Origin of the sequence: Leeuwenhoekiella nanhaiensis (genome assembly GCF_002744755.1) — a bacterium.
GTDB lineage: Bacteria > Bacteroidota > Bacteroidia > Flavobacteriales > Flavobacteriaceae > Leeuwenhoekiella > Leeuwenhoekiella nanhaiensis.
Genome location: NZ_KZ319288.1, coordinates 570,316 through 583,516, shown reverse-complemented (window position 1 = coordinate 583,516; position 13,201 = coordinate 570,316). Strand labels below are relative to the sequence as shown.

Annotated in this window: 11 protein-coding genes; 4 read left to right on the top strand and 7 right to left on the bottom strand. The window is 42.0% G+C overall.

Annotated elements, in window-relative coordinates; genetic code table 11:
* Nucleotides 1-5 precede the first annotated feature (5 nt).
* Nucleotides 6-2,486 carry a M14 family zinc carboxypeptidase gene (locus CJ305_RS06295; protein WP_099645390.1) on the bottom strand — a complete coding sequence of 827 codons (2,481 nt, stop codon included), beginning with the start codon at nucleotides 2,484-2,486 and terminating at the stop codon, nucleotides 6-8.
* Between the two features lie 123 nt (nucleotides 2,487-2,609).
* Between CJ305_RS06295 and bshC the strand changes: the two genes are divergently transcribed.
* Nucleotides 2,610-4,214, top strand: a complete 1,605-nt coding sequence (gene bshC, locus CJ305_RS06290) for a bacillithiol biosynthesis cysteine-adding enzyme BshC (protein ID WP_099645389.1) — start codon at nucleotides 2,610-2,612, stop codon at nucleotides 4,212-4,214.
* Here the strand turns inward: bshC and CJ305_RS06285 are convergent.
* From CJ305_RS06285 to CJ305_RS06260, 6 genes are all read right to left on the bottom strand, one after another.
* Entirely contained in the window at nucleotides 4,204-4,917 is a 714-nt protein-coding gene (locus CJ305_RS06285) for a YqjF family protein (protein WP_099645388.1), read from the bottom strand. The two genes, bshC and CJ305_RS06285, sit on opposite strands and share 11 nt — an antisense overlap.
* Complete coding sequence (locus CJ305_RS06280; protein WP_099645387.1) at nucleotides 4,918-5,367, bottom strand: sterol desaturase family protein; 450 nt, start codon at nucleotides 5,365-5,367, stop codon at nucleotides 4,918-4,920.
* Nucleotide 5,368: 1 nt separating this feature from the next.
* Nucleotides 5,369-6,208, bottom strand: a complete 840-nt coding sequence (locus CJ305_RS06275) for a phytoene/squalene synthase family protein (protein ID WP_099645386.1) — start codon at nucleotides 6,206-6,208, stop codon at nucleotides 5,369-5,371.
* Nucleotides 6,209-6,214: 6 nt separating this feature from the next.
* A complete protein-coding gene (locus CJ305_RS06270) occupies nucleotides 6,215-7,678 on the bottom strand; it encodes a phytoene desaturase family protein (RefSeq protein ID WP_099645385.1) in 1,464 nt (487 codons plus the stop codon).
* Nucleotides 7,679-7,682: 4 nt separating this feature from the next.
* Nucleotides 7,683-8,588 (bottom strand): MerR family transcriptional regulator, encoded by a 906-nt coding sequence (locus tag CJ305_RS06265; protein WP_099645384.1) that lies wholly within the window; start codon nucleotides 8,586-8,588, stop codon nucleotides 7,683-7,685.
* A gap of 165 nt (nucleotides 8,589-8,753) precedes the next feature.
* Nucleotides 8,754-9,443, bottom strand: a complete 690-nt coding sequence (locus CJ305_RS06260; protein WP_099645383.1) for an NUDIX hydrolase — start codon at nucleotides 9,441-9,443, stop codon at nucleotides 8,754-8,756.
* Between the two features lie 198 nt (nucleotides 9,444-9,641).
* Here CJ305_RS06260 and CJ305_RS06255 point away from each other — a divergent pair, with 198 nt between their 5' ends.
* Genes CJ305_RS06255 through CJ305_RS06245 form a run of 3 tightly spaced genes read left to right on the top strand, consistent with a single transcriptional unit; the run spans nucleotide 9,642 to nucleotide 13,200 of the window.
* Nucleotides 9,642-11,186 carry an alpha-N-arabinofuranosidase gene (locus tag CJ305_RS06255; RefSeq protein WP_099645382.1) on the top strand — a complete coding sequence of 515 codons (1,545 nt, stop codon included), beginning with the start codon at nucleotides 9,642-9,644 and terminating at the stop codon, nucleotides 11,184-11,186.
* Nucleotides 11,187-11,215: 29 nt separating this feature from the next.
* Nucleotides 11,216-12,217, top strand: coding sequence for a glycoside hydrolase family 43 protein (locus tag CJ305_RS06250; protein WP_394340043.1), 1,002 nt, complete (start codon nucleotides 11,216-11,218; stop codon nucleotides 12,215-12,217).
* 2 nt (nucleotides 12,218-12,219) lie between these two features.
* On the top strand, nucleotides 12,220-13,200 hold the full coding sequence (locus tag CJ305_RS06245) for an arabinan endo-1,5-alpha-L-arabinosidase (RefSeq protein ID WP_099645380.1): 981 nt from the start codon (nucleotides 12,220-12,222) through the stop codon (nucleotides 13,198-13,200).
* Nucleotide 13,201 lies beyond the last annotated feature (1 nt).

Here is a 13,201-nt window from a genome sequence, read left to right as displayed (position 1 = left end):
GCAAATTAATTTCTATACGATGAAGGATTAGCAATGAACAGGGCGTTTACAAAAAAGAGTTTTCCATTTTCCCAAAAGGCTCGGAATAACGGATCATCGGCCAGATAAATCAGGCTCCCGCGTCCCATAGGTTCCTGACCAAAAATCAGGGAGTTTTTTAAACCGGCAAGGGCGTCGGCACCTGCAAAACCTGAAACATTTTTAGGGTTTTCACCCAGATAGGCCACATTATAACCGGCATCGAGTAATTGATAAGCCTGATCTCCAATTTTTAAACTGTAGTAAGTGTCGTCATAACCAAAAGCCAATGGATGCGAGTTGTCCACCTGAGTTTCAAAAATGCTTCCGCTTATAAGATCTTTTGAGCTTTGCATTTCGCGATCTTTATACGGAATCAGTTTCGAAGCGATTGAATCTTCCGCATGTTCTTCAGAATCCTCAGCTCTTTTAAGACTGAAACCGTCCTGGTCTGCAAAAGCTCTAAGTGCTCCGCGTATGGCAACCACATTTCCACCGGAGCGAACCCAGCTTTTAATTTCGTCTAAAGTATCATCTGAAAGCGAATACCTTCCGTCAGGCATTACCAGCACATCGTAATCATTTAGATTGACGCGGCTTAATTCATCTGCGCGAATTGAAGTCACCGGGTAGTTTAATTGTTGCTCAAAGAAATGCCAGGTAGCACCGTAGCTTAACGAACTTGTCTGCTCGCCGGTGAGCATCGCGATTTTGGCTTTATTGATGAGTTTAATATCTGGAGAACCAAAGTCCGGCCCCGCGCTGGCAAAACTGGTTGAAGATGGCGTTAAGCTTCGTTCAAATTGATTAGCGATCTCAACCAGTTTCTGATCAAATGCTGAATGATTCATATTGTCGCTTCGCGTAATCACCAGGCTTCCTGCCGGGTAGTCTTTATTCTCAAGGCGAAAAGCTTTTTCGCTAAAACGTACTTTGATGTTTTCTTTCAACAAAGCGGCCAAGAAACGTGCATCCTGCATACTGTTCCATTTGCTTATATAGCCTGCGGCATTGGTATTTACGGTATTGGACACTGCATTTACTGCTGAATCTGCAGTAGATGAGCCGGCAGAACTGCTTGCAACCGCATTAAGTCCATAAGCGTAAGGCAAGCTCCAGGCAGTAATATCATAGGTTAAGGGAGTCGAAAGTGCGGCTTCAGGTTCAAGCAATACGTGAACCAGTTTTCCTTTTGGCTGGTCTGTATTGACCACAAGAGCCCGGTCGTAAGACAGGCTTTCGTTTTTCTGAGAGGTGTAATTGTAACCACTGGTTTTGCCTTTTCCGGTAAATTGATACTTGATTCCGTGAATGTCAAACAAATCGGCTAAAGCCTGTAAATGATCTGCCTCACCGCTAAGGGTAAAGCTTTTGTACGCCACATCAGGAGCACTAAAGTATTTTTTGAATTCCGTATTCAGTTTTTCTGCATTTTGTGAGGCGATTTCCACAGTTGAAATTCCGGTAGTAAAATGATGCTGCACACGATCTACCAGGGTGAGTACTTCGCCATCTGATGTTTTAATACCCAGACCCGCACCGCCATTACCGGCCTGTTCGTAGGTCATTCCAATCGCACCCGTGTAGGTAGGGTAGGTATCGCCGTAGCTGGGATACAGCAGGTCAAAACGCTCCCGGGTAAAAAATAACCAACCATTTTTATCAAAATATTTGGCATGGTTGGCACCTATTTGAGTTTGAAAGTCCCGTTGAAACGGAGTTATGATATCGTGAAAAGGTTCTGCAGCAGGTGCAAAATAATACGGCTGGTTAATACCCTGTTCGTGAAAATCCACGTGAATATGCGGCATCCACTGATTGTAAACTTTAAGGCGCTGACGGGTTTCTACCTGTGTCGCCCAGGCCCAATCGCGGTTGAGGTCAAATAAATAATGATTGGGACGACCACCGGGCCACGGCTCGTTGTGCTCAATCGCATCAGGGTTGGTATCGTAAGGGCTGGCCCTAACCTGATTGTACCAATTTGCGTAACGATCTCTTCCATCCGGGTTGACACAGGGATCTATAATTACGACGGTGTTTTTTAGCCATTCTTTTTTGGAGGTGATCAGGTCATAAAGGGTAAGCATCGAAGCCTCGGTACTACTGGCCTCATTACCGTGTACATTATAACTAAGCCAGACTACGGCCTTGTCTGGACTGGCGGAGCCACTTTCTAAACCGGCATTTTTCAACTGATTGGTGCGAATGGTCTCCAGATTGGCCAGATTTTCAGGTGTTGAAATCACGGCATAGGTAAGAGGTCTGCGTTCGTTTGTTTTTCCATATTCCTGATAAGTAACCCAGTCAGACTGCTCTGCTACGTGCTTAAAATAGGAAACAACATTGGCGTGACGGGTAAACTCGGTGCCAATCTCATAGCCTAAAAATTCAGACGGACTTTGAAGGTTTTGTGCCGAAAGAATCGTGCACGTTAAGGTGAACAGGAGGAAAAAAGATCGAATCATCTGCGTTGTATTTTAGAAGCTTTAAAACTACTAAAATTAGAGCGAAGTCATCTGTGCGAATTAACGTAAATTTGGGGCTGTTAACTCCCTATTCGTATTATTTTACCCTGTAAAAAACAGTACATGTCCACGCATAAAATTCCCTATTCAGACACCGGTTATTTTTCAAAGCTTATTTGTGATTATTTGAATCAGGAAGAGAATCTTTCGGGATTTTATGGACAGTTCCCTACGCTGGAAAATTTTAAAGCTCAGATCGAACAAAAGAAATTTTCTGATGAAAACCGTAAGGTTTTGGTTTCCGCTTTGCGAAATCAATATGCAGGGTTTGAGCAGACGGCTGAAACTCAGGAGGCGCTTGATCTTTTGGCCTTGCCCAATACCTATACCGTCACGACCGGGCATCAGCTCAATCTGTTCACCGGACCGCTTTATTTTCTGTATAAAATTATCAGCACCATTACGCTTTCGCGAAAGCTAAAAGAAACTTACCCTGATTCGAATTTTTTGCCGGTGTATTGGATGGCGACCGAAGACCATGATTTTGACGAAATCAATTACTTCAGACTTCACGGTAAGAAGATACAATGGAACCGCGAGGATATCACAGATAATGATAAAGGTGCGGTTGGCGCGCTAGACAATGAAGGCCTTGCAGCTGTTTACGAGCGTTTGCAGGCAGAACTGGGAACCACACGCATCGCTCAGGAACTGGCTCAGCTTTTTGAGACGGCTTATTTAAAAACAGATAATCTGGCAGATGCGACACGATTTTTAGCGCACCGGCTTTTTGGCGAATACGGTCTGGTGATTGTAGATGGAAACGATCGCGATTTAAAAGCGGTTTTTGCGCCCTATATGAAGCAGGAATTGCTGGAGCAGAAAGCCTTTGACCTGGTATCTGCTCAGGCTGAAAAATTAGAGGAAAACGGGTATTCGGTACAGGTGAATGCCCGGGAAATCAATTTATTTTACCTGGCGGAAGGTCTTCGCGAACGTATCATTAAGCAAGACGGAAGCTATTTTGTAAAAGATACCGAGCTTCAGTTTTCGGAAGCTGAGCTTTTAGAAAAACTACAGACTACGCCGGAAGCCTTCAGTCCCAACGTGATTATGCGACCGCTTTATCAGGAAGTGATTTTGCCGAATCTGGCGTACATAGGCGGTGGAGGAGAAATAGCTTACTGGCTGGAGCTCAAAAGCTTTTTTGATGCGGTTGAAGTTCCATTTCCTATGCTGATGTTACGTAATTCAGCCTTGTTAATTACCGAAAAGCAAAAGGAAAAACTCGAAAAACTGGATATAAGTTTAAACGAGTTGTTCCTAAGTCAAAATGATCTGGTCAATCGAAAAATCCGTAAGATTTCAAATATTGACATTGATTTTTCGCCTCAAAAACAACATTTGGTAAAGCAGTTTGAGGCATTATACGAACTGGCCGAACAAACCGATATATCCTTTTTAGGAGCTGTAAAAGCACAGGAAGTAAAGCAATTAAAAGGTCTTGATAATCTGGAGAAACGGCTGCTGAAAGCACAAAAGCGAAAATTAAGCGATCACGTACAGCGTTTTACGCTGATTCAAAACGAACTCTTTCCGGCTCAGAATTTACAGGAACGGGTGTTTAATTTTTCGGAGTTTTATGCAGAATATGGGGCAGATTTGCTTCCAAAGTTGTTCGATGCGTTAGATCCGCTTGATTATCGGTTTACCGTTATTATCCTTTAAGAAGTTTTTTCCCTTCTATACTTATGGCTGAACCATCCATACACTGAATACTGTCGGGTTCACGCGTAGAAAGTTCATCAAATGCTTCCCCGTAGAATTTTCCGAAGTCAAAAACGATCTCGTAATCCAGAATGTCATAGCTTTTCCAAAGCGGATGTTTTACTTCATACTCCCAGCTTTGGGTGTCTGATTTTTTGCTGTACCCCCAAAAATGCTCTGTAATAAATGCAGTGATGCCGTTTGGATCGTAAGTTTTTGGTTCAGGAGCTGTCGCGACCTGTATCAGATTCCAGTGATCTTCCAGGTGAATACCGTAACTGAAGAAGTTTTCATCTTTGGTAAGATCGTGCTTGTAATGCATTTTATAAACACTGTACTTTTCGTTATACAAAGTATTAGCAACCCAGGCGATGGCCGGTTTGTTTACAATTTCAGAAATGAAAACAGTACCGCGCTTCCAGTTGTTTCCGTCTTTGTAACGTACATAAAACCGAAGATTAATTTCTTCAAAACTGCGGTGAAAGGGAATAGGAATACCTTTGAGTTTAACTTCATCAAACAAAAAGCCCACAAGACTCACATAACATTTGCCTTCAAAAAAGTCAAGCTCTGTATGAGGTGGGAGGTAGGGCTCCAGAATAGCGGGATCGATTGCGTAATTAGCAAAACAAAGGTTTTTCCAGGAAGCCGTGAGGAAGCTCATTTATTTTTTAAAATATTTGAGCGGCGGAACGAGCATTCCGAAACACTCTCCTTCATCTTTACCCAGATGTTTGTGGTGTATTTTATGCGCTCTGCGAATGCCTTTTGCATACCAGTTGTTGGCATTTCTAAAAAGCTTAAAGCGCTGGTGAATGAAGATATCATGCACCATAAAATAGGTTATTCCATAAGCGAATATACCCAGACCAATAGGTAAACCTATCCAAACATTTTCATATTGCCAGAGCAGGAAACAACCTATACTTACCAGTGCGTAAAAAATAAAGAAGAAGTCGTTTCGCTCCCACCAGGAACCGTGGTCCTTGTGATGGTGATCCCGGTGCAGTACCCACAAAAAGCCGTGCATCACGTATTTATGTGTAGCCCAGGCCAAAAATTCCATCACTAAAAAAGTAATTACAAAAACAGCAATCCAAAGTAATGCTTGCATGTTAAATAAGATTTAATCGGTATTTTACATAGCTGCGCGCCAAGAGAGAAGCCTTCACGTAATTGGGAACCCGAATGCGCGCATTTTTAATTTCGAGCGAAGGTGTACTTTTTAATTTACTGAGCAGCTTTTTATAATAGCGGTATGCCGTATAAACTCCAAATTTCGCTTCGACAGGCAATTTACAAATACCGGCGAGACCCTTAGCGAAATCTTCTTCAATTTCCGCAATAATGCGTTGCTTGGAGACTTCATCTAATTCGTTAAGATTGGTGTTGGGAAAATACGTGCGGCTCAGTTCTTCGTGATCTGCTTTAAGGTCTCTAAGAAAATTGACTTTTTGAAAGGCCGAACCTAAACTCATAGCACAACCCTTTAGTTCTTCATACTTCTCACGGTCACCCTTAACAAAAACAGTGAGACACATTAAACCCACAACATCTGCAGAACCGTAGATGTAATTTTTATATTCCTCTTCAGTAAGGTATTTACTTTTGCTCAGGTCGAGACGCATGCTATTCATAAACGCATCAACCAGGTGTTTTTCAATTCCATAGTTGTGATACGTATGTTGAAAGGAGTTTAAAATCGGGTTCAGACTGATGCGGTCGTTCAGCGCATTTTCGAGATCGATTTCAAAACGTTTAAAAAGAGTCTCTTTGTCATAGCTGTGAAAGGTGTCAACAATCTCATCTGCAAATCGTACAAAGCCGTAAATATTATGTATGTCCTTACGTATACTGGGAGCCAGCATACGGGTAGCTGTTGAAAACGAAGTGCTGTAAGAGCGGGTAACCGTTTCAGAACAGGCAAGTGAGACGTTGTCAAAAATTTGTTTCATTCTTTTTCAATTATGCTTTTTGGTGATTAGTCCTGCAGTAAGTTTCCCCGAAATTAATGCAGGAGGCACTCCGGGACCGGGCACGGTTAACTGACCGGTAAAATATAAATTAGCAACTTTTTTACTTTTCAACTTAGGTCTTAAAAATGCCGTTTGCAGCAGTGTGTTGGCCATTCCATAGGCGTTTCCCTTATAAGAATGATAGACTTCCTTAAAGTCATTTACACAAAAAGACTCTTTAAATATAATATTTTTTTTAAGCTTTTGACCGGTGATCCGTTCGAGTCTGCTGATTATGATATCAAAATACTTGTCGCGTAATTCTTGTGAATCATAAAGACCCGGAGCTAATGGAATCAGGAAAAAACCGGCTTCTTTTCCTTCGGGAGCCATCGTGGCATCGGTCTTTGAAGGAAAATTGGCGTAAAATAAAGGCTCGTCAGGCCATTCGGGTTGGTCGTAAATATCTTTGGCGTGTTGCTCAAAGTCCACATCAAAAAATAAAGTATGGTGATCTACGTGTTCTACCTTTTTGTCAAAGCCTACGTAAAAGAGCAGGGAAGAGGGCGCGAAAACCCGACTGTCCCAGTATTTTTCAGAATACTGTCTCAGTTTTTGTGGCAGCAAGGTTTCGGTATGATGATAATCTGCTCCGCTTAATACGATGTCTGCTTCAACAGATTTGTTGTTTACCTCGATACCTACGGCTTTATTGCCTTCGGTACGAATGCGGCTTACCTCGCTGTCAAAGTGGAAGGTAACCCCCAGCTCTGTCGCCAGACTGGTCATAGCCTCTACCACTGCGTGCATTCCGGTTTTAGGGTGAAAGGTTCCAATACCGAAATCGGCATAATTCATAAAACTGTAAAAGGAAGGCGTATCCTGAGGCTTCGCTCCCAAAAACAACACCGGAAACTCCAGAATCTGTATCAGTTTTGGGTTTTTAAACGATTTGCGAACGTCTTTGCTTATCGTGCTGAAAAAGCTTCCTATTTTTTTGATGGTAGCCGGTGTTACCAGCTCAAGTGGGGAAACTCCCGGTCTGTAAACCAAATCTTTTATTGCTACATCATAATTCTTACCGGCCTCATCGATAAAGCGCTGCAGTTTTGCACCGCTTCCGGGTTCTTCATTTTCAAAGGTAAGTTTGATTTTTTCGAGGGTATCTGCGATACTGATGTAATCTTTATCACCAAAGTACACCCGGTAGGCCGGACCTAATTTTTCAAGCTGGTAATAATCGGATGTGCTTTTACCAAAATCATTAAAAAAACGCTCAAATACGTCAGGCATCCAGTACCAGGATGGTCCCATATCAAAAGTGAATCCTTCGCGTTTAAGTTGTCTGGCTCTTCCCCCTGCAGTACTGTTTTTTTCGTAGATATGTACTTCGTGACCTGCTTTAGCGAGATATGAGGCCGCAGCAAGCGCAGAAAATCCGGATCCTAAAACAGCTATTTTTTTTGACATAGTATTAGTTTAAAAGCGTCTGAAAGGCTTCGATAGTTTTTATGAGTTTCACATTTTTGGGCATATCTTCCTGTTTTTCTTCCTGAATCAGGCGACCCAATAGGTATAGCGGCACGTGGTCATCTTTGACGTCCTGGTTAAACTGCTTTGCAAATTCCAGAATGCTTTTGCCGCTGCTGTTTATAGTAAGATAGCTTACAAAATTTACGTTGTTAAGCGTAGAAACCAGGTATTGCAGACTTTCGGTTTGAATGCTTTGTCCCAGGTAAATGCATTTATAGCCTTTTGCAGCCACTTCATAATGCAGAAATATAAGGCCCAGATCATGAATCTCATTTTCCGGTAAAAACAGAACAAATGTTTTTGAGGAATTTAAGGCTTTTGCAGCCGTAGCCTGTTCAATCCTTACCTGCATTTTTTGCCGGATAAGATTGGAGATAAAATGCTCGTGAGCCGGATTAATGGCATTTGACTGCCAGAGCAAACCAATTTCTTCAAGTAAAGGGATAAAAACCTGAAAGAAAATCTTTCGGAAATCCATTTTATCGGAAAGCGATTCGAAGGTTTTCGTAAACAGATGATGATCAAAATTCATCATCGCGATTTTGAAGGTGCTTATGACGTGGTAGTTGCTACCCGGCCGCTCTTTTTTAACCGTCTTTTGTACTAAATCTGAGATTTCACTTGTGCTGTGTTCCGCTATTTTTGAAATCTTGTAATCGTGTTGCAGTAAGAAAGTGACGTTGAGCAATTTTTGCAGATCACCCAAATCGTAATATCTGATGTTAGTAGGTGTGCGCTTAGGCTCCAGAAGATTGTAACGCCGCTCCCACATGCGTATGGTATGCGCTTTTACCCCCCCGAAACTTTCTAAATCTTTTATACTGAAAGTAGTCTTTACTGCATCCATAACTGGTTATCAACCGAACATGGATCAAATTTAATTTTTTGTTCAATAAAATGGGTTAAATCTTATACAAAAGCCTGAAAATTGGCAGTAAATTAAGATTTAGCTGGGTAAGTATGAATATTTGTTAAGGAATTGCCAATTTCTAATTGGCAGGTTATGCGGGTTTTAGAGTTTAAAGGTGAAACCTTCTTCGATTTTCTGATCGTATTTTTGCTTGTCAAACTGATAGAGATACGAGCCTTTTCGGGAAGAGGTCATATCCTTTTCATCAAGTTTGATCAGGATATCAAGAGCATTTACCTTATTGATGAAATTACGTTTATCAAGCTTTTCATCTAAAATGGCCTCGTATAATTTCTGAAGTTGAAGCATCGTGAATTTTTCAGGCAGGAGTTCAAAGCCAATGGGTTTTGTAACCGCGCGGCGTCTGAGTCTTAAAATGGCTTTTTCAACCATTTGACCGTGATCAAAAATAAGACTTGGAGCTTCTTTAATATTAAACCATTGAGCAGAATAGGCTCCGTTTGCAACCTGTTTGTGGTTTTCGCTGTTAATTAAAGCATAGTACGCGGTAGACAGGGTACGTTCTCCGGGATCCCGGTCTACTTCACTAAAGGTATACAACTGCTCCAGATAGATATCGTCTAAACCCGATAGATGCTGCAGGATACGGTTTGCAGCTTCGTCAAGGGTTTCGGTACGTTTTAAAAAGCCACCAATGAGCGACCACTTGCCTTTTTCAGGCTCAAAATCCCTTTTGATCAATAAAATCTTGAGTTCGTGCTGGTCAAAACCAAAAATGATACAATCAAGAGCCAAAAGGACTTTATCTGCGGTTGAATAGGTGCTTAGCATTTTTAATATTTTTCCAAATATAGAATTTATTAAGAAATCACGTTTTAGCTTCTAAAAATTGCGAATTGGCTAATGCTTTAACCATACACGCTATATGCGTTTGATTTTTAAGAAAATTTTACGTTTATTTGTTAAATGTGATTTAAACACTTAAATTGGTAAGTGTATTCGAAATCGATTTCAAAAAAATAAAAGTTTATGAACTCTTCCCTTTCCTTTAAAGCAATACTCCTGCTGTTGCTTACTCCGGCAATCGCAATGGCTCAGGCCACAGTATCTCTTAATCCAACAGATGAAGCGCCTGTCATTGATAAAAATATTTACGGTCATTTCGCAGAGCATCTGGGCCGCTGTATTTATGACGGTCTTTATGTGGGCGAAAAAAGTAACATCCCAAATACGGAAGGCGTACGTAATGATATTATTACCGCGCTCAAAGAACTTAAAATTCCCAATCTGAGATGGCCGGGTGGTTGTTTTGCAGACACCTATCATTGGAAAGACGGGGTAGGGCCACAAAGTGAGCGGCCTACAATCGTAAACACCTGGTGGGGTAACGTAACCGAAGATAACAGCTTTGGTACGCATAACTTTTTAAATCTCTGTGAGGAGCTTGGTGCAGAACCCTATCTGGCCGGAAACGTGGGAAGTGGTGAAGTACAAGAACTGGCTGACTGGGTACAATACGTGAATTTTGACGGGATCAGCCCAATGTCTGACTGGCGAAAGGAGAACGGCCGTGAAAAGCCCTGGGGTGTAAAATACTGGGGGGTAGGAAACGAAGCCTGGGGTTGTGGCGGAAATATGAGAGTAGAATATTATGCCGACATCTACCGTAAGTATGCCACTTTTATGTCTGATGCAGGTATGGAAGGCGGTTTGTATAAAATAGCTTCGGGTGCCAGCAACGACGATTACCACTGGACGGAAGTTTTGATGCGCGATATTCCACATAACCTGCTGCAGGGTGTTGCTTTACACCATTATTCGGTAATAAACTGGAATGCAAAAGGCCCTTCTGTAGGCTTTTCGGAAGAACAGTACTTTAAAACTATGGAGCAGGCGTGGTTAATGGAAGAACTCGTTACCAAGCATGTTGAAATCATGGATAAGTACGATCCTAAAGGTAAGGTAGACTTAATCGTTGATGAGTGGGGCGGTTGGTATGATGTTATGGAAGATACCAATCCCGGCTTCTTATTTCAGCAGAATACGATGCGCGATGCGATGATTGCTGGGATGACTTTAAACATCTTTCACAATCATGCAAGACGTGTAAAAATGGCCAATCTGGCTCAGGTGGTAAATGTGCTTCAGGCGGTTATTCTTACCGAAGGAGAGAAAATGATTTTGACGCCTACCTATCATGTGATGAAAATGTACAACGTGCATCAGGATGCGCAGCTTATTCCTATCGAATTGAATACGCCAGACTATGAGTTTAATGGTGAAAAACTTCCGGCGGTAAATGCTTCGGCTTCAAAAGATGCTGAAGGTAAGGTTCACATCTCTTTGGTAAATATCGATTCTAAAAAATCAAATACAGTCAGCGTAGATGTAAGCGCTTTAAACCTGAAAGATTTCACAGCGACTGGTTTAACTTCAAAAACACTTGAAGATCACAACACATTTGAATCACCGGAAAAAATTCAGCCTGAACAATTCAAAAAATTCAAGCTTAAAAACGGAACTCTTGAAGTAGAGTTACCTCCGTTTTCGGTAGTGGTACTTGAAGGAAAGTAAAAGTCTAAAAAGAAATTAAATAAGGACTTATGATCAAAAGTCTTAGAATAGCATTTTTCACTTGTCTGTGTTTTGTGATGACCGGTTCCGCTCTAGCTCAGAATCAGCAACGGGGGGAAGAACTTTTTAAAAAGCTGGAAAGTTCGTTTAACAATCCCATCATTACCGATAAATACACGGCTGATCCCGCAGCTTTGGTTCACGACGGGCGGGTCTATCTGTATGTAGGGCACGATCAGGCACCCGAAAATGAAGAGCGCTACATTATGGATGAGTGGCTACTCTATTCTTCAGACGATATGGTCAACTGGAAAGAACATCCGGTTCCATTAAAACCCACAGATTTTGATTGGGCTATCCATTCGGCCTGGGCTGCTGAGGTTGTTGAAAAGGATGGTAAGTTCTACTGGTTTGTGACCGCAGAACATAATGATTCAAAACCCGGAAAGGCTATAGGAGTAGCCGTGGCAGACAGCCCCGCAGGTCCCTGGAAAGATGCCATCGGTAAAGCGCTCATCACAAATGATATGACCACGCAAACGGATATCAGTTGGGACGATATAGATCCTACCGTGTTCATCGATGATGATGGTACGCCGTATCTATATTGGGGTAATCGGGTTTGCAAATACGTTAAGCTGAAAGACAATATGATTGAAATGGATGGTCCCATACATACCGTTAACCTTCCCAAGTTTACCGAAGCTCCTTACATCCACAAGCGCGGCGATTGGTATTACCTGTCTTACGCCTATGATTTTCCTGAGAAAATAGCTTATGCGATGTCAAAATCTATCACCGGTCCCTGGGAGTTTAAGGGGATTTTAAATGAAGTGGCCGGCAATAGCAATACCAATCACCAGTCTATCATTGAGTTTGAAGGCAAGTGGTATTTTATTTATCACAACGGGAGTATACCTACTCACGGAAGTAGTTATCATCGTTCAGTGTGTGTAGATCGTTTGTATTACAATGAAGATGGAAGCATCAAGCGTATTGTGATGACTTCAGAAGGAATTCAACCGGAATAAAAATGAAAAAGTACCTTGCACTTTTAGTATTCCTGATCTGCGGAAGCTTTCTTGCTCAGGATATACGGGTGCATGATCCGGTGATGATTAAAGAGGGGAATACGTATTACCTGTTTAGTACCGGTAGGGGAATTTCGGTTATGAGTTCATCAGATTTAAAGAACTGGGAACGCCAGCCTCAGATTTTTCAGGAAGAGCCGGTTTGGGCAGATGAGGTTTCTCCAGATTTTGACAATCATATCTGGGCTCCAGACATCAGTTTTCATAACGGAAAGTACTATTTGTATTATTCGGTTTCCGCATTTGCGAAAAATACATCAGCCATAGGCCTGACAATAAATTCTACCTTAGATGCAAACGATCCTGCCTATAAGTGGGAAGATCAGGGAATAGTAATTCAATCGATCCCCAATCGCGATTTGTGGAACGCCATCGATCCCAATTTGATCTTTGATGAAGAAGGAACACCTTGGCTTGCTTTTGGAAGTTTTTGGGAAGGCCTCAAAATGGTCAAACTTGCTGAAGACTTAAAATCATTAGCAAAACCTCAGGAATGGTATACGATTGCGAGAAGAGAACGTTCTTTTGAGTTGGCAGACGATAACCCGGGTGATGCGGCTCTTGAGGCTCCGTTTATCTTTAAAAAGAACGGTTGGTATTACCTGTTTCTATCCTGGGATTTGTGTTGCCGGGGAGAAAACAGCACTTATAAGGTTGTTGTGGGCCGTTCTAAAAAAGCAACCGGTCCTTATGTTGATAAGGAGGGTAAAAGCCTTAACGCAGGTGGAGGAACGCTTATCCTTGAGGGCAATGCGAACTGGTATGGAGCCGGGCACAACGCTGCGTATACCTTCGATGATAAAGATTATATCGTTTTCCACGCATATGATGCGCAGGATCATGCGAAGCCAAAACTGCAAATCGCTCAACTTTCTTGGGACGACACAGGCTGGCCGGGTTTAAAGAATAATGTATTAGAATAGT